The sequence below is a fragment of the Frankia sp. CcI49 genome, from assembly GCF_001983215.1.
Lineage (GTDB): Bacteria > Actinomycetota > Actinomycetes > Frankiales > Frankiaceae > Parafrankia > Parafrankia irregularis.
Genome location: NZ_MOWP01000015.1, coordinates 115,595 through 136,294, shown reverse-complemented (window position 1 = coordinate 136,294; position 20,700 = coordinate 115,595). Strand labels below are relative to the sequence as shown.

16 protein-coding genes are annotated in these 20,700 nt (G+C 71.3%); 12 read left to right on the top strand and 4 right to left on the bottom strand.

Annotated elements, in window-relative coordinates:
* The first annotated feature begins 55 nt into the window (after positions 1 to 55).
* Positions 56 to 802: a TetR family transcriptional regulator gene (locus CcI49_RS13970; protein ID WP_076827024.1), complete on the top strand. Its 747-nt coding sequence runs from the start codon at positions 56 to 58 to the stop codon at positions 800 to 802.
* A 91-nt stretch (positions 803 to 893) separates the two neighbouring features.
* Here CcI49_RS13970 and CcI49_RS13965 read toward each other — a convergent pair whose 3' ends face one another.
* Positions 894 to 1,508, bottom strand: coding sequence for a class I adenylate-forming enzyme family protein (locus CcI49_RS13965; protein WP_116437407.1), 615 nt, complete (start codon positions 1,506 to 1,508; stop codon positions 894 to 896).
* A gap of 279 nt (positions 1,509 to 1,787) precedes the next feature.
* Here CcI49_RS13965 and CcI49_RS13960 point away from each other — a divergent pair, with 279 nt between their 5' ends.
* Both CcI49_RS13960 and CcI49_RS13950 read left to right on the top strand, forming a co-directional pair.
* Positions 1,788 to 2,711, top strand: coding sequence for a nitronate monooxygenase (locus CcI49_RS13960; RefSeq protein ID WP_076827020.1), 924 nt, complete (start codon positions 1,788 to 1,790; stop codon positions 2,709 to 2,711).
* Positions 2,712 to 3,189: 478 nt separating this feature from the next.
* Complete coding sequence (locus CcI49_RS13950; protein ID WP_241840054.1) at positions 3,190 to 4,239, top strand: AI-2E family transporter; 1,050 nt, start codon at positions 3,190 to 3,192, stop codon at positions 4,237 to 4,239.
* 81 nt (positions 4,240 to 4,320) lie between these two features.
* Here the strand turns inward: CcI49_RS13950 and CcI49_RS13945 are convergent, their stop codons facing one another.
* Positions 4,321 to 5,337, bottom strand: coding sequence for an ABC transporter substrate-binding protein (locus tag CcI49_RS13945; RefSeq protein ID WP_076827016.1), 1,017 nt, complete (start codon positions 5,335 to 5,337; stop codon positions 4,321 to 4,323).
* A 490-nt stretch (positions 5,338 to 5,827) separates the two neighbouring features.
* Here CcI49_RS13945 and CcI49_RS13940 point away from each other — a divergent pair, with 490 nt between their 5' ends.
* The 8 genes from CcI49_RS13940 to CcI49_RS13905 all read left to right on the top strand — a co-directional run bounded on the left by CcI49_RS13940 (position 5,828) and on the right by CcI49_RS13905 (position 16,022).
* Positions 5,828 to 6,751 carry an ABC transporter permease subunit gene (locus CcI49_RS13940; RefSeq protein WP_198955524.1) on the top strand — a complete coding sequence of 308 codons (924 nt, stop codon included), beginning with the start codon at positions 5,828 to 5,830 and terminating at the stop codon, positions 6,749 to 6,751.
* The gene (locus CcI49_RS13935) at positions 6,724 to 7,482 is read left to right on the top strand and encodes an ABC transporter ATP-binding protein (RefSeq protein ID WP_054569466.1); all 759 of its coding nucleotides are present in this window, start codon (positions 6,724 to 6,726) and stop codon (positions 7,480 to 7,482) included. The genes CcI49_RS13940 and CcI49_RS13935 overlap by 28 nt, the downstream gene beginning before the upstream one ends.
* Before the next feature lie 33 nt (positions 7,483 to 7,515).
* On the top strand, positions 7,516 to 9,207 hold the full coding sequence (locus tag CcI49_RS13930; RefSeq protein ID WP_054569467.1) for an ABC transporter substrate-binding protein: 1,692 nt from the start codon (positions 7,516 to 7,518) through the stop codon (positions 9,205 to 9,207).
* A 41-nt stretch (positions 9,208 to 9,248) separates the two neighbouring features.
* On the top strand, positions 9,249 to 10,181 hold the full coding sequence (locus CcI49_RS13925; RefSeq protein ID WP_083473693.1) for an ABC transporter permease: 933 nt from the start codon (positions 9,249 to 9,251) through the stop codon (positions 10,179 to 10,181).
* Positions 10,178 to 11,179, top strand: a complete 1,002-nt coding sequence (locus CcI49_RS13920; protein ID WP_083473654.1) for an ABC transporter permease — start codon at positions 10,178 to 10,180, stop codon at positions 11,177 to 11,179. Before CcI49_RS13925 ends, CcI49_RS13920 begins: the two co-directional genes overlap by 4 nt.
* Entirely contained in the window at positions 11,176 to 13,182 is a 2,007-nt protein-coding gene (locus tag CcI49_RS13915) for an ABC transporter ATP-binding protein (RefSeq protein ID WP_076827012.1), read from the top strand. The genes CcI49_RS13920 and CcI49_RS13915 overlap by 4 nt, the downstream gene beginning before the upstream one ends.
* Positions 13,076 to 14,833, top strand: a complete 1,758-nt coding sequence (locus tag CcI49_RS13910) for an AAA family ATPase (protein ID WP_083473655.1) — start codon at positions 13,076 to 13,078, stop codon at positions 14,831 to 14,833. Before CcI49_RS13915 ends, CcI49_RS13910 begins: the two co-directional genes overlap by 107 nt.
* A 415-nt stretch (positions 14,834 to 15,248) precedes the next feature.
* Positions 15,249 to 16,022: an AfsR/SARP family transcriptional regulator gene (locus CcI49_RS13905; RefSeq protein WP_076827010.1), complete on the top strand. Its 774-nt coding sequence runs from the start codon at positions 15,249 to 15,251 to the stop codon at positions 16,020 to 16,022.
* 135 nt (positions 16,023 to 16,157) lie between these two features.
* Here the strand turns inward: CcI49_RS13905 and CcI49_RS13900 are convergent, their stop codons facing one another.
* On the bottom strand, positions 16,158 to 17,765 hold the full coding sequence (locus tag CcI49_RS13900; RefSeq protein WP_076827008.1) for an MFS transporter: 1,608 nt from the start codon (positions 17,763 to 17,765) through the stop codon (positions 16,158 to 16,160).
* Positions 17,766 to 18,004: 239 nt separating this feature from the next.
* The gene (locus CcI49_RS13895) at positions 18,005 to 19,114 is read right to left on the bottom strand and encodes a saccharopine dehydrogenase NADP-binding domain-containing protein (RefSeq protein WP_054569474.1); all 1,110 of its coding nucleotides are present in this window, start codon (positions 19,112 to 19,114) and stop codon (positions 18,005 to 18,007) included.
* A 272-nt stretch (positions 19,115 to 19,386) separates the two neighbouring features.
* Here CcI49_RS13895 and CcI49_RS13890 point away from each other — a divergent pair, with 272 nt between their 5' ends.
* Positions 19,387 to 20,520, top strand: a complete 1,134-nt coding sequence (locus CcI49_RS13890) for a helix-turn-helix transcriptional regulator (protein ID WP_054569475.1) — start codon at positions 19,387 to 19,389, stop codon at positions 20,518 to 20,520.
* The last annotated feature ends 180 nt before the right edge of the window (positions 20,521 to 20,700 follow it).

The window sequence follows — 20,700 nt, the reverse complement described above, 5'->3', positions numbered from 1 at the left end:
AACCGGGCCGGAACGACGCTGGATCTTCCACCAAGGTCGCCACCGTGGTCAGGACATGGACCGTTACAGTCACGTTGTGCCTGACCGCCGAGCCGCTGCCGCACGGCGCCTGGCGACGTCGCACCTGCCGGTCGGGCTGGACGCGGACGCGGTGGTGACGGCGGCACTCGCCCTGATCGACGCCGACGGGGTCGCCGGTTTCACGATCCGCCGGCTCGGCGAGCAGCTGGGCGTGAGCGCGCCAACCATCTACTGGCATGTCGGATCGAAAGCCGCACTGCTCGACCAGGTCGTCGAACGCGTCCTTTCGAACACGATGCTGAACACCGACCCGGATCAGACCTGGGACCGACGGCTACGGCTGTTCATCACAGCCGTGCGCGAACAACTGCTCGCGCATCCGCATGTACTGGATCTGCTGCCGACCGCAACCTCGCATGCTGTCACCCAGTGGTCGGGCGAGGCGCTCGCGATCATGCGTCAGGCCGGGCTGACCGACGAGGATGCCGGAAGCTACGCGAAGGTCCTCCTCCTGCAGGTCCTCGGCTATGCCCGTGCCGAGGCCGCGGTTCGCACCGCGCGGACCATGGAACCGGTGGCCGGCGGATCGGGCCTGACCTACCGGGTCCGGCCCGAGCTCCTCCGGCCCGAACTCGGCCCCGACGCCGTGCTCATGGGCACCTACGACCTCGACGTCCAGCTGCGGATCATGATCGAACTCCTGGTCGCCGGCGTCGAAGCCGCGATCGAGCGAGCGAGACCAGGGAGACCAGGGAGTCCGAGCCCGGATCGCGCTGGCTGATCAGATCCGCGGATCCCTCCCCCCGCCGGGCGGGCCGCCGTGACGGTGCTGCCTGCCCGCTTCGGGGACGCCTCATCCCGCTGCCGGCGGGTCAAGGCGTTCGAGTGCCCACTGCCGCAGCGTCGTCCGGTGACAGCCGCCAGTGCGCCGCGCCGACCTTCGCCGCCCACAGCGCGTTGGCGTGGGTATAGAGCACGGCCTTCGGTCGCGAGGTCGTCCCCGAGGTCAGCTGGACGCACAGCGGCGCGCTCGGGTCGGGCGCCCGGCGCGGCGCCACGGTGGCCGGGTCGGCGAAGAGCTCGGGCACGGTCCCCGTCTCCGGGTCCAGCCGAGCCACCCACCTCAGTCCTGCCGCGGCGGCGGTGCCCTCGGCACCCAGCCGCGGATCGGTCACGATCGCGACGGCCCCGGTGAGCGCGATCGCATGGGCGAGCTCGTCCTCGGCATACCGGGTGTTGACGTCGACCGCGACCGCGCCGAGCCACGCGCACGCGAACCACAGGTGCAGGAAGGCCGGGCTGTTGTCCAGATGGATGATCAACGTGTCGCCTGCGGTCACGCCACGGGCGGCGAGCCCGGCGGCGGTGGCCTCCACATCACGGTGGAACTCGCCGTAGCTCCAGGAACGCCGTGGCCCGTCCCCGGGAGCCGGCTCCCACAGCAGAAACGGATGGTCCCGCCGGCGCCGCGCCCGTTCGTCGAGCATCGTCCGCACGTCGGCACCCAGGAACGGATGCACAGCCGGCAGGCGGACAGTGCCCAGGCGACTCCGTGTGTCTCCCACAACTCCCCGATCTGTCGTCACGGGCCCCGTTGGTCACGTGCCGTCCAACCTCGGGACGTCTATGCTCGTTATAGGTCTATGGCCGTTATAGTGCGGTCTGCATCACACGGTCAAGCCGCCGCAGGCAGGCAGGCAGGCAGGCAGGCAGGCAGCGAACGTGATCAGTCCGATGCGGCACACAAAAGGGGAGAGCGAGACGTCATGAGACAGAACGACGAGGTGCCGATCGGCTGGCCGCTCCCGGCCGACCGGCTGGTGCTGCCGCTGATCGCCGCGCCGATGACCAGGGTGTCGACCCCGGCCCTCGTGGCCGCCGCCTGTTCCGCCGGAATCGTCGGGGCGTTCCCGACCAGCAACTGCGGTTCGAACGCCGAGCTCGACGAGTGGCTCGACGAGATCGCGGCTGCTGTTCGTACCACGGGAACAACCGCGGACGATGCCGCCAGCGTTCCCACGCCTGGCCCGGTCGCCGCCAACCTGATCGTGCACCGGGCGAACAAACGCCTCGACGACGACCTCCAGACGATTGCGCGCCGTTCCGTCGAGCTGGTCATCACCAGTGTCGGAAACCCGGTTCCGGTGATCGACCCGCTTCACCGCGCGGGCTGTCGCGTCCTCGCGGACGTCGCCTCGCTCGCGCACGCACACAAGGCGGTGGACGCGGGCGCCGACGGTCTCGTGTTGCTCAGCGCCGGGGCGGGCGGTCACACCGGCTGGGCCAACCCGTTCGCCTTCGCCCGCGCCGTTCGCCGGTTCTATGACGGACCGCTGGTTCTCGCCGGCGGTATCAGCGACGGCACGGCACTCTGGGCAGCTGTCACGCTCGGCTACGACCTCGGCTACATGGGCACGAAGTTCATCGCCACCCGGGAAAGCGGCGCGGACCCGAAATGGCGTGCCGCCGTCGTCAGCGCCAGCCTCGACGACATCACCCTGAGCACCGCGCCCAACGGGGTCACCGCCAGCATGGTCGTACCCCCAGGTGGCGCAGGTCAGCCCGCGGGCAGCGCCGGGCACACCGTCTCCGGCGTCGACGCGGTCACCACGGTCGCGGGCGTCGTGGCCGCGACCAGCGACGAATGGCACCGGGCCCGGGCCCGCACCAGCACGGCGCTCAGGGCGTAGGGGCGAGCAGGCCTACGGGGCCAGCAGCCTGTCGTGGACTCAGGATTGAAACGTCCGTTCGAGCGGGTCCGCCCCGTGGCGGATCCCGGAACGTCAGCTGCCGGCGGACCCCAGGTGGAGGCACCTCAACCGTCGTGATGGTTCGATTGGTCCGGCGCCTCGGCAGACAGTGCGAGCACGTCGACGTCGTACTCGGCCGACGGCCGCACGACGAGGGTCGGCGTCGCGCCTCGGCCCCACCGCCGTACCGCGATCAATGCGTCGACATGGACGGGATATGCCGTTCTTCCTCCCTCGATGAGTGGGGTACATTTCCTGGTCAGCGGCGTCGCGACATCCGTCGCCCCCGGCTGGTGAAGCTCATCGGCATCGCGTCGACGCCTCTCGGCGCGCGCGGCCGTAGAAGGGTCGGAATACGGTGCCGATGTCGTCAGTCAATGCCTCAAAAGGATCGCTGGCGCGTTCGACGGTCATTCTGTTGGGACTGGCGTCGGCGGTCGTCACCATAGCCGGGATGCGGGCCTTCCGGGACACTCTGGCCGCGGCATTCCTGGCGTTGGTCCTCGTCGTCACGTGCCATCCGCTGCAGGCGCGCCTACGCCGCCGCGGCGCACCCGGGTGGGTCGGCATCGCCGTGACGATGACGACTATCTATACGATCATGGCCGGTCTGGTGGTCGCCCTGRTCGCGGCGGCCGCCCGACTTGTCACGCTGCTGCCGGACTACGCCACACAGTTCGACAAGCTGCTCAACCAGGCGGCCCGACGGCTGGAGGATCTCGGCGTCACGCCGGAGCAGGCCAGCACGACGGTCGGCCGGCTCGACCTGTCCAAACTGTCCGGCCTGCTGCAGAACATTCTTTCCGGGCTGACCTCGGCGGGGTCGAATCTGATGTTCCTCGTCGCTCTGGTCTTCTTCCTGGCGATCGACGGCGATCAGCTTGCGCGCCGGCTCGACATGGCCGCCGAGTCGCGGCCGCTCCTGGTGAACGCGTTGCGGGCGTTCGCCCGCAACACACGCCGCTATCTTGCCGTTTCCTCGCTCTTCGGGCTGGTCGTCGCGGCGCTCGATGTGCTTGCGCTGCACTGGCTGGCGATTCCGCTGCCGCTGCTGTGGGGGCTGCTGTCGTTCATCACCAACTACATCCCCAACATCGGGTTCCTGGTGGGCCTGCTCCCACCTGCGCTGCTCGGCCTGCTCGAGGGCGGGGTCGCCCGCATGCTCTGGGTCGTGGCGGTCTATTCATCGATCAACATGGTCGTGCAGTCGTTCATCCAGCCGAAGGTCGTCGGGAACGTGGTGAGTCTGTCCGCGACGCTGACCTTCTTCTCGGTGGTCTTCTGGACGCTCGTTCTCGGCCCGCTCGGGGCGCTGCTCGCGGTTCCGATGACGTTGCTGACCAAGGCTCTGCTCATCGACTCCGATCCCGCTGCCCAGTGGTTGCGCCCGCTTCTCGGCGATACGACGGCTGAGGCCACGGACGAGGGTGCCACGCCCTCCGCCCAGTCAGGAACGCAGTCTCCGTGAGGCCACGAGAGGCCGCACCGCTTCGCCGCGATGACCAACCTCGCATGCGGGCCCGGCGGGCGGCCCCGTTCGCGACCCTCGTCAGGAGGTCAGGGAGCGGACGAAGAAGGGCTTCACGTCGAGCTTCTTCTCGAGCACACCGGCCTCGGCGTAGACGTCGGCGGACTTCTGGAACTGGCTGACGATCTGGTCGTCGATCGGGGGCGCGCTCCACTGGCGGCGCCTGAGCACGTCGAGGGCCACCGGCTCGGGCAGTTTCGTCAGCGACGCGAAGATCTTCGAGAACTCGCCCTGGTGCTGGTTCGACCAGATGAACGCGTTGCGCTGCCGGGTCAGGAAGTCGGCGATCGCCGCCTTGGTGCCCGCGTCCTCGACCGCGTCCTCGGTGGCGACGACGAAGCCCAGGCCGCTGTTGATCCCCTCGCCATCGCGAACGATGCGGGCACCCTTGCGTTCGGCGAGCGCGACGTAGGGATCCCAGGTCACCCAGGCGTCGATCTGGTGGGCGTCGAAGGCCGCCGACGCGGCCGGCGGGGCCAGGAACGAGATCGTCAGGTCGTCGGGGGTCAGCCCGGCCTCCTTGAGCGCGCCGAGCAGCAGGTAGTGCCCGATGCTGCCCTCGGTCGACGGGGACACCGTCTTTCCACGCAGGTCGGCGACGGTACGGATCGGCGAGTCCTTGGGAACGAGGATCGCGACGCCCTTCGGGGAGGTTCGGGCCGCCCCGACGACCTTCAGCGGCGCGCCGGCACCGAGCGCGTTGAGGATGGGCGCGTCACCGGCCTGCCCGATGTCGGCCGCGCCGGCGCGCAGCGCCTGCAGCAGCGGGGCGGCGGCGGAGAAGTCCGACCACTCGATCTTGTACGGGACGTCCGCGAGGACGCCCGAGGCCTCGAGCAGTGCCTTCAGCTGGCCGACCTGGTCGGCGACCCGCAGCGTCACACCTGAGAGGTCGGGCCGCCCGGTGGCCGTGGTGGCCGCCGGGGCGTCGTCGGAGTCCGACCCGCAGGCGGTGACCGCCACCACGGCCACGACGGCCACCAGGGCCGCGACGCCGACCCGCAGCCGGGATCCGAGCAGTCTGAACACGCGCACCATCGCACAACGCTCCGGGGTCAGGGATCAGGCCGGGACGGGCAGCCCACCAGGGCGGACCGGGCAGCCCGGTGACATTTTGCTGACAGACAGGATCGACCTCATCTCGGCCGCGTCCCACCGAGCACGGTACAGCACTGTCAGTAATTCATCTTTGACGACCTAAAAAGTGAAGAAGTGACTTCCATCACACATTCAGACCCATTGACCCAGCCTGCCGGGCATGTTTCGGTTGCTCCCGTGTACAGATCAGTTCGGCTGGTCACCCGGAGTCACATCGACCTGCAGCGGATCAAGTCCGCCGCGTGTCCCCGGCACCGGGCTGACGGCTGAGCCTTTCCATCGCCGACTCGGACCGGCGGCATCCCTGCCTGCGGACCGTGAGATGGAAAAGGCTCACCGAGGCGACCACCGCCGCCGTCTCCCCCGTTCTCGCCGGCGACCGTGACTGCTCTTCACGGCGATGACTCGCGCGCCCTCGACGGGAGAACTCGTGACCCTTCAGACCTTTCCCGCCGGCATGGGCGGCGAGAGCAGCACCTCCGGCGAGAACAGGGAGAAAACACACTCACCAGGAACACCGGGAACATCCGGAACACCGGTAGAGGTGGCGCCGGTTCTGACCACCGTCGTGCCCGCCGGTGCGCGGCGGCGGGGATTTCCCCGCTGGGCACGGCGCCCGGTGGGACCGTTGTTCCTGCTGGCGGCGTGGCAGATCGCGGTGTGGACCGGAAGCGCTTCCACCGAGCTTCTCGCCTCGCCGTGGACGGTGGTCACGACGTTCGCCGACCTGATGGGCAGCGGTGAGCTCCCCCGGGCCATCCTGGTGTCACTGCGGCGCGCCGGAAGCGGCCTGCTGCTGGGCGGATTCATCGGCATCACGCTGGCACTCCTGGCCGGGCTGTTCCGGCTCGGTGAAGACCTCATAGACGCCGCGGTCCAAATGATCCGCACTGTTCCCTTCGTGGGCCTCATCCCGCTTTTCATCATCTGGTTCGGCATCGGGGAACGGCCGAAAACCGCCCTCGTCGCCTTCGGCGTCGCGTTCCCGCTGTACCTCAACACCTATGCCGGCATCCGGAACGTCGACGCGACCCTCGTCGAGGCCGCGCGCACGGTGGGGCTCGGCCGGGCGGGGCTGATCCGGCACGTCATCCTGCCGGGGGCGCTGCCGAACGTCCTGGTGGGCCTGCGGTTCTCGCTCGGGATCGCGTGGCTTGCGCTCATCTTCGCCGAGCAGATCAACGCCAACCGGGGCCTGGGGCACCTGATGAACCGGGCCCAGGAGTTCCAGCGCACCGACATCATCGTCGTCTGCCTCGTGGTCTACGCCCTGCTCGGGCTCGCCGTCGACGCCGTCGTCCGACTACTCGAAAGGCTGCTGCTGTCATGGCGACCGGCCTTCAGCGGAGCTTGACCACCGCCGGCGGGGGCACCGAAGCCCCACCCGCGGTCATCGTCCGCAACCTGCGCCGCTCCTTCGGCGACACCACGGTCATCGACGACCTCAGCCTGTCCGTCCCGGCCGGGCAGTTCGTCTGCCTGCTCGGCCGCAGCGGCTGTGGCAAGAGCACCCTGCTGCGGATCCTCGCCGACCTGGACAACGAGATCAGCGGCGAGGTCCAGATCGCGTCCCGGCGCGCGGTGGCCTTCCAGTCGCCGCGGCTGCTGCCGTGGAAACGGGTGTGGCGCAACGTCGTTCTCGGCCTGCCCGGCCGGCCGGACCGGGCCCGCGCGCTCGCGGCACTGACGGAGGTGGGGCTGGCCGACCGTGCCGACGCCTGGCCCAAGACGCTCTCCGGCGGCGAGGCGCAGCGTGCGTCGCTGGCCCGGGCGCTCGTGCGTGACCCCGAGCTGATGCTGCTCGACGAGCCGTTCGGCGCGCTCGACGCCCTGACCCGGATCCGCGTGCAGGGCCTGGTCGAGCAGCTGTGGCAGCGGCACCGCCCGGCGATCCTGCTGGTCACGCACGACGTCGAGGAGGCGTTGCTGCTCGCCGACCGGGCGCTGGTCATGGAGGACGGCGTGATCTCGCACAGCGTGGACGTCACGCTGCCACGGCCGCGCGCCGTGACCGACCCGGCGTTCGTCGAGCTGCGCGCCGAGCTCCTCGCCCGGCTCGGCGTCGGGGCCTCCTCCCCTTCCTGACGAAAGCCGTCCCAACACCCCCGGAGTTCATCGATGCGCTTCCCCAGACCCGGACGTCCAGTGGCACGGCCCCTACGACTCGCGGTGGCGGCGACGCTCGCCGCGGGACTCCTGCTCACCGCCTGCGGCTCCGACGACGACCCCGCTCCGGGCGCCGCCGGCGCAGGCACCGGCGGCACCGAGAAACCGGTCGCGGGCGGGTCGGTCACCTACGCGATCGACACCGAGCCGACCTGCTTCGACATCCACGTCAGCCCGCAGGACATCACCGCGGCCATCCAGCGCAACGTGTTCGACTCGCTCGTCGCGGAGGACGAGTCCGGCACGTTCCACCCGTGGCTGGCGAGCTCCTGGGAGACCTCGCCAGACCTGAAGAGCTACACCTTCAAGCTCCGCCAGGACGTCACGTTCACCGACGGCACCCGCTTCGACGCCGCCGCCGTGAAGGCGAACTTCGACCACATCAAGGCGCCCACGACGAAGTCGCGGTACGCCGCGAGCCTGCTCGGCAGCTACACCGGCACCGACGTCGTCGACCAGTTCACCGCCCGGGTGAACTTCGCCCAGCCCTTCGCGCCGTTCCTGCAGGCGGCCAGCACCGCCTATCTCGGTTTCTACTCGCCGAAGACGCTCGCCGCCGACGCCGACAAGCTGTGCGGCGGTGGCCCGGTGGCGGTCGGCACGGGGCCGTTCACCTTCACCGGCTACACCAAGGGCCAGAGCATCGTCCTGACGAAGAACCCGGCGTACAACTGGGCGCCGGCGACCGCGAAGCACACCGGCGCCGCCTACCTGGACACGTTGACGATCCGCGTTCTCAAGGAGAACTCCACCCGGATCGGCTCGCTGACCAGCGGCCAGATCGACGTCGCCGGTGCGGTGCCGCCGGCGAACGTGGCCGCGGTCGAGGCGAACGGGCGCCTGCAGGTGCTGCGCCGCGACGCGGCCGGCTCGCCGTACAGCCTCTACCTGAACACCACGCTGGCACCGTTCACCGACGAGCGGGTGCGCGTCGCCTTCCAGCGTGGCCTGAACATCGACCAGGACGTGAAGACCGTCTACTTCGGCCAGTACAAGCGTTCCTGGAGCCCGCTCACCGCGGTCACGCCCTCCTACGACAAGGGCCTGGAGAACAGCTGGCCCTACGACCCGGCCAAGGCCAACCAGTTGCTCGACGAGGCCGGCTGGACGGGCCGTGACGCCGACGGCTACCGCACCCGTGACGGCCACCGGCTCACCGTCGCCTGGCCGATCATCCCGGCCACCGTCCGCGAACAGCGTGACGTCCTCGGCCAGGCGTTCCAGGAGGACCTCAAGAAGATCGGCATCGAGCTCACCCGCCCGTCCCTCGACGCCGGCACGTACCTGAAGGAGGCGTACGCCGGCAAGTACGCCGTCCTGGACTTCAGCTGGGCCCGGTTCGAGCCGGACGTGCTGCGGCTGTTCTTCCACTCGGCCAGCACTCTGGCCGGCGGCGGCCAGAACGCCGCGTTCGTGAAGGACCCCGAGGTGGACACCTGGACGACGACCGGTGCGGGCACCTTCGACGAGAAGGTCCGTGACGACGTCTACGCGCGCACCCAGCAGCGGGTGGTCAAGATCGGCGCGGTCGTACCCGTCTACACACCGTCGTCCATCCTCGCGGCCGGCAGGCACGTCCACGGGATCGCCTTCGACACGAACGCCTGGCCGCAGTTCTACGACGCCTGGCGCGACCGAAAGTGAAGGCCGTCGAACCCGTTCGGACACGGCCACGGGGGTGGATCGTGCTGCGCGCGGTCGGGCGGCGGCTCGCCCGCGCGGGCGCGGTCGTCCTCGGCGCGGCGACCCTCGCGTTCGCCGCGTTGCAGCTGCTGCCCGGGGACCCGGTGGCGGTCATGCTGGGGCCGGCCACGACGGCGTCCCCACAGGTCCGCGAGCAGATCAGGGCCGACTTCGGGTTCGACGAGCCGGTACCGGTGCGCTACCTGCACTACCTCGGTGATCTGGTGACGGGCGACCTGGGCCGGTCCTACCAGCTCCAGCAGCCGGTCACCACGCTCATCGGGGAGCAGCTGTGGCCGACGGTGCAGCTCGTCGCGGCGAGCGTCACCCTCGCCGTGGTCATCGCGGTGGTCTCCGCGGTGGTCACGGCAGGCCGCCGCTCGGCACTGCGCGCCGTGGTCACGCTGCTGGAGCTGGTGGCGCTGTCCACCCCGCAGTTCTGGCTGGGGATCGTGCTGCTGACAGTGTTCTCGTTCCGCCTGAACCTCTTCCCGGTGGCGGGTGCGCAGGACCTCAGGGCGCTGGTGCTGCCGGCGGTCACCCTCGCGCTGCCCGTCGCCGGGGTGCTGGCACAGGTGCTGCGGGAGGGCATCGAGACGGCGCTGGAACAGCCGTTCGTCGTCGCTGCCCGGGCCCGGGGCCGCAGCCGGATCGGGGTGCGGCTGCGGCACGCGGTCCGGCACGCGGCGGCCCCGCTGCTCACGCTGACCGGCTGGGTGACGGGTTCGCTGCTGGGCGGCGCGGTGCTGGTGGAGACCGTCTTCGGTCGCCCCGGCCTCGGTTCGCTGGTGCTGCAGGCGGTCGCCAGCCGGGACATGCCGGTCGTGCTGGGCGTGGTCCTGCTGACCGCCACGGTGGTGGCCGTCGTGTTCATCCTGGTGGACCTGGTGCAGCTGGCGCTCGACCCACGGCTACGGACGGCGGCAGCTCTGTGACGAACACCGACACCCGGACGGACATCGACACCGGGACCGGCGACAGCCCCGAGACCGGCAGCGGCCCCGAGGCCGGCGGCAGCCCCGCGGCGGGCATAGACACCGGGGCGGGCACCGGGGCGGGCATCGACACCGTGCTCACGGGCGGCGCCCGGCGTCCGGGTCCACGCGACTGGTCGGTCCCCCGGCCGGGTGTCGTCGTCGCGGCGGCGGTACTGGCGCTGGCTGCCTTCGTCGCGGCCGCGCCGGGGCTGCTGACCGACGCCGCGCCAACCGACATCGACCCCGTGCACGCGCTGGCCGGGCCGGGCGCAGGCCACTGGTTCGGCACCGACCAGCTCGGCCGCGACGTGTTCACCCGCGTCGTCTACGGTGCCCGCACGTCGCTGCTGCTCGGCCTCGCCGCGATCGGCCTCGCCGTCGCCGGTGGTGTGGTGCTGGGCCTGGCCACAGCGCTCGGCGGGCGCGGGATGGAGCGGATCCTCACCTGGCTGACGGACGTCACGCTCGCGCTGCCCCCGGTGCTGCTCGCGCTGCTGGTGGTCGCCGTGCTCGGCGCCGGAACGGCGAACACCGTGATCGCGATCGCGATCGCCCTCATTCCGGTGTACGGGCGGCTGGTGCGCACCGAGGCGATGCTGGTGCTGCGCTCCGGCTACGTCGAGGCCGCGGTCGGGCTCGGCCTGCGCCGTGGTGTGGTGGTCGCCCGCCATGTCCTGCCCAACGCGCTCGGCCCGGTGCTGGTCCTGGCCACGGTCGGGTTCGGTACCGCGCTCATGTACGCCTCCGCGTTGAGCTTCCTCGGCCTCGGGTCGAGCCCGCCGAGCCCGGAGTGGGGCCTGATGCTGTCCGAGGGTCGCGACTTCCTCCAGACCGCCTGGTGGACGGGGGTGTTCCCGGGTGCGGCGATCACCGGAACCGTGATCGCCGTGACGGTCGTCGGCCGGTACGCGCAGGCCCGTTTCGCCGGACGGGTCGACTGGCGGGCGGGCCGATGACCGGGCCGGTGAGCGTGGTTGCGGGCGGGCCGGTGGACGGGCCGCTGCTCGTCGTCGACGGGCTCGACGTGACGTTCCAGGTGGGTGGCGAGCGGGTGCACGCGGTGCGCGACGTGTCGTTCACCCTCGACCGCGGCGAGTGCCTGGCGATCGTGGGCGAGTCCGGGTCCGGGAAGAGCGTCACCGCCCGCACACTGATCGGTCTGACCGGTGGGCGTTCGACGGTGCGCGCCCGCCGGCTGTCCTTCGACGGCACCGACCTGACCGCGCTCACCGAGGCACGCTGGCGGGCGGTGCGCGGACGGCACATCGGGCTGGTGCTGCAGGACGCGCTGGTGTCCCTGGACCCGCTGCGGACGGTGGGCGCGGAGGTCGCCGAGCCGTTGCGCGTCCACCGGCTCGCCGCTCGGGGCGAGGTCGCCGGCCGGGTCAGGGACACGCTGGCCGACGTCGGCGTGCCGGATCCGGCCCGGCGCGCCCGCCAGTACCCCCACCAGCTCTCCGGCGGGCTGCGGCAGCGGGCGCTGATCGCGTCCGCGGTCGCGGCCGGACCGCGGCTGCTGCTCGCCGACGAACCGACCACCGCCCTGGACGTGACCGTGCAGGCCCAGGTGCTCGATCTGCTGCGACGGCTCCGGCAGGAAGGCCTGGCACTCCTGCTGATCAGTCACGACCTCGCCGTCGTGGCCGGCATCGCCGACCGGATCGCCGTCATGTACGGGGGGCTGATCGTCGAGGGCGGACCAGCGGAACAGGTGCTGCGCGACCCGCGGCATCCCTACACCCGGGCGCTGCTCGCGGCCGTCCCCACGTTCCACACCAGGGACCTGCACACCAGGCGGAGCCGGCTGGCGGTCCCGGTGCCCCGCCAGCCCGGGGCCGGCCCGGACGGCTGCCCGTACGCGGCCCGCTGCCGGCTGGCGGACGAACGCTGCCGGACGGAGCTCCCGCCCCCGGCCGAGGCCGACCCCGGGCACAGCGTCCTGTGCTGGCACCCCGCGCCGACCCCCGGCCCATCGGCCCGATCTGACCCGTTCCGTCCGTCCCACCCGGCCGACCCGTCGGGCCCGTTCGGGTCGGCCGGATCTGCCGAACCCGTCGGCCCGGCCGTCCTGGCCGTCGCCGAACCACCACCGCTCGCACACATGCCAACCGGGAGCGTGCCCGCCGCGGGCATGCCCACAGAAGTCGCCCGCGGCGAGGTTCTCCTCGACGTCGACGGGCTCTCCAAGCGGTTCCGCGGGCCCGGCGGGGCCTGGCAGCACGCCGTCGACGACGTGTCGTTCCAGCTGCGCGCCGGCGAGACGCTCGGCGTCGTCRGCGAGTCCGGGTCGGGGAAGACGACGGTGGCCCGCATCGTGCTGGGCCTGCTCACACCGGACGCCGGCACGGTCCGCTTCGCCGGTGCCCCGTGGAACGGGGACGGGGTGCTCGAGCGCGACCGCCGGCCGCATCGCCGCCGTGTACAGGCCGTCCAGCAGGATCCACTGAGCTCCTTCGATCCCCGGTACACCGTCGAGCGGATCATCGGGGAGGCGGTGGCGGGCAGCCCCCGCCGGGGCGGGCGGCGGGCACGGCGTGACCGGGTCGCCGTCCTGCTCGACCAGGTGGGGCTCGGCGCGAACCTGCTGGGACGGCGGCCGCGGGAGCTCTCCGGCGGACAGCGCCAGYGGGTGGCGATCGCGCGGGCGCTGGCGCCGGAGCCGGCGCTGCTCGTCTGTGACGAGCCGGTGTCCGCCCTGGACGTGTCGATCCAGGCCCAGATCCTCGACCTGCTCGCCGACCTGCAACGTGACCTCGGGGTGGCGATGCTGTTCATCTCCCATGACCTGGCGGTGATCCACCAGGTCGGCGACCGGCTCCTGGTGATGCGCGACGGCGGGATCGTCGAGTCCGGTGAGCTCCGGCAGGTCTTCGCACAGCCGGCGCACCCGTACACCCGGGAGCTGCTCGCCGCGGTCCCCCGGCCCGCCGAGTCCGCCATACGGGCGATGGCCCGCTAGCGCGTTGGCGGCCGGAGCGGGACCCACAGGTGGGAAGGCGGCGCGGCGTCCCCACGGCCTGGTCGAACGGGCCGCGGAGATCTCGGTGTTCACCCGGCTGCTGGCCCGCGGCAGGCTCGGGGACGGCAGCGTCGTGGTGCTCAGCGGGGCGGTTTCGACCGGCAAGACCGAGCTGTTGAACGCCCTGGTCGACGATGCGGCGGCGACGGGTGCGGTGGTTCTGACCGCGCTCGCCACCCCCGCGGAACGCGACGAACCGCTGGCCCTCGTGCGCCAGTTGTTCCGCACACCGCCACAGTTCGGCCCCGAGGACGATCTCGCCTGGCCTCGGGTCACCGACGCCGAGGCTGCCTCCGCAGCCCCCACCGACACCGGTACGACTCCCACCGACCAGCTGTCGACCAGCGCCGTGCACGACCTGTGGTCGGCGATCGACACACTCGCGCGCCGGGTCCCGGTCGTCATCGGTGTCGACGACCTGCATTTCGCCGACGTGGAGTCGTTGCGCTGCCTGGCGTACTTCGGCGGCCGGGTGCGGGCGTCACGGGTTCTGATCGTCGTGAGCGAGAACATCGGACATGTCGGGACGGATGCTTCGCGAGCCTCCTGGCACACCGATCTTTTGCGCCAGCCCCACTGTCACCGGATCCAGGTCTCCCCGCTGTCGCCGCGGGGGGTGGCCGAGCTGCTCGACACCCGGCTCCGACTGCCCGTCGGCACGGTCACGACCACCCGCTGGCACCACGTGAGCGGTGGGAACCCGCTGCTGCTGCGGGCCCTGACCGAGGACGCCGCCGCCGTGGCCAGGCAACCCGCCGGACTCGCCGGACTCGCCGAACCCACCGGTCCGGCCGGACCCGCCGCACCGGGAGAACCCGCCGAACCCGCGGAGCCAGCCGAACCCGTCGCCGGCACGGCCTTCGGCCAGGCATACCTGACCTGCCTTCACCGCGGCGGGCCCGACCTGCTCCAGGTCGCGCGCGGGCTGGCGATCCTCGCCGAGTCCGGCTCGTCCGCCTCGCTACGCCAGCTCGTCGACGCGGACGAGCCGACGGTCGAGCGGGCCCTGGACCTGCTGGAACGCGCCGGCCTGCTCGAGCGCGCCGGTCCGCTGGGCACCGGCCGGTTCCGCCACCCGGCCGCCCGGGCCGCGGTGCTCGCCGAGATGTCCCCGGGCGAACGGTCGCATCTGTACCAGCAGGCGGCCCGCCTGCTGCAGGTCGACGGCGCAGCTGCGCACACCGTCGCCGCGCATCTGGTCGCCGCGCACCGCCCGCCCGGGCCATGGGCGTTCGCCGTGCTGTGTCGGGCGGTCGAGGAGACCCTCGACCACGATCGGCTCTTCGCCACCGAGTGCCTGCGGCTGGCCCGCCTGGTCTGTTCCGACGACATGCAGCGGGCGACGGTCGCACTGCTGCGGCTGCGGATCTCCTCTCCCAGCGCGGAGGTCGACCCACTCACCGCGGCCGAGCACCAGGTCGCGGTGCAGGCAGCGCTGGGCGGTACCAACCGGGAGATCGCCAGAATCCTGCACATCACCGCGAGTACCGTCGAGCAGCATCTGACCCGGGTTTACCGCAAACTCGGCGCGAAAGGCCGCGCCGACCTGCGGTCCACTTTCATGCAGTTCGCCCGCGAAGATCTCGACTAGCCGGTGACCGTCGATATTCCGCGATACGCAATCCAACCGCGGCCGACACCACGTGACATCGGTCACCACCCAAGAGCATTTCCGTCGTCGACGCGAACCTGCGACATCAAAGATCACCGCGAGCCGGAAAGAGTTCGGACATTTTCGCGTAACACTATCGCAGAAATAGCCGCACAGGGGTCACCTAGGGGGGTTTCAGGGGTACCTCGGAAGCAATTCTCCGGTGATTATTGACGGAGCGACGCGCCGCAGTTCGACGCGCCCCGGATCCCGGGTTCCTCCGGCTCCCCGGACCCGAACACCCGGAGAATTCCCCAGAAAACCAGCGTCCTACTTCATCCGCCGAGCCGTCATGCGAGCCCGGACACCGAGTCGTGCCCGCAGACACCGCCCCACGAGACACGATGGGACAACGATGAGATACGAAATCCTCGGGCCTCTTCGGGTGACGAAGGAGGATGGCACCTGCTTCATCAGCGCCCCCAAGATGGAGACCCTGCTCGCCACCCTCCTGGTCCGCCCGAACGAAGTGGTGTCGGCCGACCAGCTCATCAGCGAGATCTGGGGTGCGGCCGCACCGCGGAGCGCGAATGCCGGAATCCACGTGATGGTGTCGAACCTGCGCAAGTTCCTGGCCCGGCCGGACCGGACGGACAGCCCGATCGTGACCCGCGCCCCGGGCTACCTGCTGGACCTGGGCGACGACACCCTCGACGCCCACGACTTCCTGGACCTGGCCGCGCGCGGACACGAGCACGTGCGGCTGAAGAAGTACGCGGAGGCCGTGGCCTGCTTCGACCGTGCGCTCGGGCTGTGGCGGGGCCAGCTGCTCGGCCGGCCGCCCGCCAGCCCGATGATCGTCTGGTATGACACCTGGCTCGCCGAACAGCGGCTGGGCTGCCTGGAGGCGAACCTGGAGGCGGAGCTCGAACTCGGCCGCCACCGCCGGCTCGTGCCCAGGCTGTACTCGCTCATCACCGAACACCCGCTGCACGAACCGTTCTACCGCCATCTGATGGTCGCGCTGTACCGGGCCGAGCGGGTCGCCGACGCACTCGACGTCTACCGGACGGCCCGCACCCGGCTGCGCGACGAGCTGGGCCTCGAGCCGTGCCGCTCGCTGCAGGACACACAGCGGGCGATTCTGGTCGGCGACCGGCGCATGGGCCTCGTCCGGCTCGCCGGCTGACCGCTCTCGCTCCCGCCCCCGGGTCCCGCCCCCGGGTCCCGCCCCCGGGTCGGGCCGACCACGAACCTGCCCTGCCCCATCTGGAGGGGCTGTCCGTGGCCCGGCCCGCCCCGGGGCGTCAGCCCCGGGGGGCGGTCAGCCGCCCTCGATCGCGGCGGACTGCACCGCGGCGAGGTCCACCTTCTCGCCTCGGCCGTCCTCCCGGAAGAGCAGCAGCGCGGCCAGCACCCCGACGACCATGGTCACCGCGGTGATGACGAAGCCGAGCTTGAACCCCTCGGTGAGCGCGGCCGCCGCCGCGTCGCCGGCGCGGGCCGCGTCGGCCGTCCGGCTCTCGGCGAGCGTCGCGATGACCGCGAAGCCGAGCGATCCCCCGACATAGCGGCTGACGTTGAGCAGCGCCGCGGCGATGCCCGTGCTCTCCGCCGGCACGCCCGTCACCGCCGCGATGTTGATCGGGACGAAAAGGATCGCGAACCCGAGGCTGACCACCACCGACGGCAGGATGATGTTCGTGCCCAGACCGCCGTCCGGCGAGATCCCGGTGAACAACAGCAGACCGCCGGCGACGATCGCGCAGCCGATGGCGACGACGGCGCGGATGCCGATCTTCGGCACGAGCAGTGGGCCGACCGGCGCGGCGACCAGCAGGGTCACGGCGAGCGGCAGGTAGGCCAGGCCGGTCTTCAGCGGGGAGTAGTGCAGTACCTCCTGCGCGTACAGAGTGACGAAGAACAGCATCGCCCACAGCGCGACCGCGACGAGCGCCTGGACCGCGTTCGCGCCGGACACCGAACGGTTACGGAACAGCGAGAACGTCATCAGCGGCTCGGCCGCGACGAACAGCTCGTGGACGACGAAGTAGGCGAGGAGCACGACGGCGCCGGCGAGCAGGCCGAGCGTCCGCCCGGACCCCCATTCGTGCTCGCTGGCCTGCAGCACCGCGTAGATCAGCAGCGCGGTGCCGCCGGTGGAGACCAGCGCGCCGACGACGTCGAAGCGGTGCGCCCGGGTCGTGCGGTCCGCGGGCAGGTACCGGCTGGCACCGGCCAGGATGAGCGCGCAGATCGGGACGTTCAACAGGAAGATCCACCGCCAGCCGGGCCCGTTGACGAGCACGCCGCCCAGCACCACACCCAGGGCGCTGCTCACGCCGGCGGCGGTACCCCAGACCGCCAGCGCCTTGTTGCGGGCCGGGCCCGCCGGGAAGATCGACGCGATCATCGCCAGCGTCATCGGGATGCTGAACGCTCCGGCCAGGCCCTGCAGCGCCCGGGTGGCGACGAGGCTGCCCGCGTCCTGCGACAGGCCCGCGGCGAGCGAGGCGACCAGGAACAGGGCGATTCCCCCGACGAATATCCTCCGCTGACCGAACACGTCACCGGTCCGGCCGCCGAGCAGCAGGAAACCACCGAACGCCACCGTGTAGGCGTTCACCACCCACGGCAGGTCGCCCTGGGAGAAACCGAGGTCGTCCTGAATGCTGGGCAGCGCGACGTTCACGATCGTGATGTCTAGGGTTTCGAGCATTGCCGCGACGCACAACAGCGTCAACGCGATCGTGTGCACGGACGTCCAGACGAACGACGCCGGGTTCGAGGACGTCGAGTTCGAGGACGTCGAATTCGTGTGCACCGAATGTGATGGCGCCGGCCTCGGGGGCGCGGAGCTCCCGGCGGCCGGCTCGCGCGCCGGCCCGTCGACGGCTCGCACCGCCGCCCCGGACTCCTGCTTTTCCGTCATGGGTTGCGAATTCCTTTCGAGCGACTGTGACCGACCAGCCTTTTCCGTCGACGTGTCCGAGCCGCCGTGACAGCACCCGGCAGACGTGAGATGGAAAAGGCTCAATGAGCCTTTTCCATCTCACGGCGCATGGTCAGGGACACCGCAGGTTCGAGTCGACGACGGAAAAGGCTCGGCTTCGGGGCCGCGGATCCGGGCGGCGGTCGTTCTTCCCCACCCGGATCCGCGGCCGATGCCGCCTACTGCGCGGCGGGCGCGTCCGCCGGCGTCTGGACGTCCCAGGAGTAGCCATGCGGAACGAGGAAGTCGAGGAAGCTCGCGGCGTCGAACGCCTGGGCGGGGCTGAGCACACCGGCGCGGGGCGGCTGGGCGAGCAGCCGACGGACAGCCTCCGCCACGATCACCGCGGTCGACCCGTAGATGTCGCTGGCATGCAGGACACCGCGGGCACGGCGCCCGTCGGCACCGGTGGCCTCCGCGACGATGGTGAACCTGGCCGCAGCGCGGCGGGTGTCGTCCGGGCCCTCGGCAAGGTTGTCGATGATGGTCGCGACGGTCTCGGCGGGCAGCTGGAGCAGCTGCGCGAACTCCGGCGTGACGATGCTGGCGTTGATGACGACCGACAGCCGGTCGGTCGGCACGTGCCGGGGAACGGTGATGACTTCCGGGCCCGCCCAGCTGATGACCGGCGTCGGCTCCACGTTCCCCGGGAACGTCACCGCCTCGTACGGCGTCGTGCCGTCGCCGGGCCGCCATCCGCCGTCGCTGTAGACGAAGGTGCCGCTGGTCAGCGCACCGAAGGCCGACCGGACGGTTCCCCTGCTCATGTCCCAGTCGTGTACGTCGTAGGCCACGAGGAGATCGGTCGCCTGCTCGACCCGGGAGCCGACCACGTTCGCCAGCAGATCGCCGGGAACGATGTCGAAACCGACGGACGGGACGACGGCCACCCCGGCGTTCTGCGCGGGACCGGAGAACTCGTCGAAGACCTTCTTCACGAACAGCTGCTCGGCGGTCGTGTCGAGATAGTGCACACCCGCCTCGATGGCGGCCCGGACCACCGGTTCACCCACCAGCGCGAACGGGCCCGCCACGTTGACGACGACATCGCTGCCGCGGAACGCGTCCGCCAGGGCTGCCGGGTCTTCCACACCGACCTGGCGGGTCGCTATCTCGACCTTCCGGCCGTCGACGGAGTCACCCGGCTCGGTGTCGGCCAGCTCCGTCGCCAACGCCCGCAGCCGGTCACCGTCCCGGCCGGCCAGAACGACGGAAAATCCGCGGCGCCGAAGCTCGGCGGCCACCAGCCGTCCGGTGTATCCACTCGCGCCGTAAACGGTGATCGCCATGCGGAATCCCCTCCTCTATGGAGCCTTCTCCATCTCACGGGCACGGTCCGGGACACCGCGAGTCCACGTCGCCGAGAATCCACGTCGCCGCGAGTCCAGGTCACCGAGAGTCCAGGTCGCCGAGAGTCCGCGTCGCCGACGGGAAAGGCTCATTCAGTACCCGTCATACTTGCGGGGATCAGCCGGCACGCCCATCCCGCAACTAGGGGCTTCGCGCACCCCCCCAAGTTTGGGGATTTTTTCGATCGGCAAGGTCGGGTAAGCTCGCGGGCGTGGCGAAACCTGCCCTCGGAATCCGCGCCAGCGCCGTTCGCGAGGGGATCGCGGACCTGTGCGAGCAGCGCATCACCCCGGAAGACCTCGTCGCCGAGGTCGCCGAGCGGGTCCGCCGAGTGGTTCCGTACGACGCCGGCTCGTGGATGACGACCGACCCCGAGACGCTGCTGCCGACCCGGCTGCACGCCGTCGGTCCCAAGGTCTGCCTGCGCGCCGACGACCTGCACGACGAGCTGGCGGGCACCGGCGTCAACGGGTTCCTCGACCTCGACCGATCCGGGCGTTGCGCGGTGTCCCTCGCCGCCTCCACCGGCGGCGACCTGGACCGCGCCACCCGGCACCGGTCCGTCCACGAGCCGCTGGGGCTGCGCGACGAGCTGCGGCTGCTCGCCCGGGACGGCAGCGCCACCTGGGGCATCGGCTGTCTGCGGCGCGCCGACGACGAGCCCGACTTCACCGCCGCCGAGGTCCGTTACGTCGCCTCGATCGCCCGCCATCTGGGCCACGGCCTGCGGTCCGGCCTGGCCCGCACCGCGGCGCCACGCACCCCGCTGGCGGGCTCCGGCACGCTGATACTGGACGCGGCGGGCCACCTCGAGGCCTCCACCGCGGAGGCGGACCGCTGGCTGCGGCGGATCAGCCCGGCCGAACCGCCCGAGCTGCCGGTGTCGGTCACGATGGTGGCCGTGCAGGCCCAGGCGAACGCCGTAGCGGGCGGCCCGCCCCGACCGGCCCGGCTGCGGATGTCGCTGCCCGGCGGCGGCTGGCTGCTGGTGCAGGGCGAGGTGCTGGTCTCCGCACCGGCGCACGGGGGCGGCGGCACGTCACGCACCGCCGTCGTGCTGGAGCCCGCGAGCCGCGCCGACCTGCTGCCGGTGATGCTGGCCCTCTACGGCCTCACCGCGCGCGAACGCCAGCTGGCCGAGCTGCTCGTCGCCGGGCACGGCACCGACCGGATCGCCCGCAGGCTCGGGATCTCCCAGCACACCGTGCGCGACCACACCAAGGCGATCTTCGCGAAGGTGAACGTGGCGACCCGCGCCGAGCTGACCGCGGTGCTCGGCGCCGAGGTCACCGGCCCCCCGGTCGACGTCCCCGGCGGCCTGGGCGACCTCGGCCTCGCCGGCTGACGCACCGCGCCCGGAAACGCCACGGTCCTCGCAACCCCAGAAGACTGGACGCTGCGAGGACCGTCGGCGTTCTGCTCCTCAGTGCGGAGCCATCAGTGAGACTGCGTTCCCCGGGTACATTGCCATTAAGCAAGAGCCGAGGATTCGACTGCCGGAGATCCTGCCACAGATCGGCATCAG

What these genes read in the sequence shown, in the direction of transcription:
- CcI49_RS13970 (WP_076827024.1), top strand. Translation starts at nt 56, where the DNA reads ATGGACCGTTACAGTCACGTTGTGCCTGACCGCCGAGCCGCTGCCGCA.
- CcI49_RS13965 (WP_116437407.1), bottom strand. Translation starts at nt 1,508, where the DNA reads ATGCTCGACGAACGGGCGCGGCGCCGGCGGGACCATCCGTTTCTGCTG.
- CcI49_RS13960 (WP_076827020.1), top strand. Translation starts at nt 1,788, where the DNA reads ATGAGACAGAACGACGAGGTGCCGATCGGCTGGCCGCTCCCGGCCGAC.
- CcI49_RS13945 (WP_076827016.1), bottom strand. Translation starts at nt 5,337, where the DNA reads ATGGTGCGCGTGTTCAGACTGCTCGGATCCCGGCTGCGGGTCGGCGTC.
- CcI49_RS13935 (WP_054569466.1), top strand. Translation starts at nt 6,724, where the DNA reads ATGGCGACCGGCCTTCAGCGGAGCTTGACCACCGCCGGCGGGGGCACC.
- CcI49_RS13930 (WP_054569467.1), top strand. Translation starts at nt 7,516, where the DNA reads ATGCGCTTCCCCAGACCCGGACGTCCAGTGGCACGGCCCCTACGACTC.
- CcI49_RS13905 (WP_076827010.1), top strand. Translation starts at nt 15,249, where the DNA reads ATGAGATACGAAATCCTCGGGCCTCTTCGGGTGACGAAGGAGGATGGC.
- CcI49_RS13900 (WP_076827008.1), bottom strand. Translation starts at nt 17,765, where the DNA reads ATGACGGAAAAGCAGGAGTCCGGGGCGGCGGTGCGAGCCGTCGACGGG.
- CcI49_RS13895 (WP_054569474.1), bottom strand. Translation starts at nt 19,114, where the DNA reads ATGGCGATCACCGTTTACGGCGCGAGTGGATACACCGGACGGCTGGTG.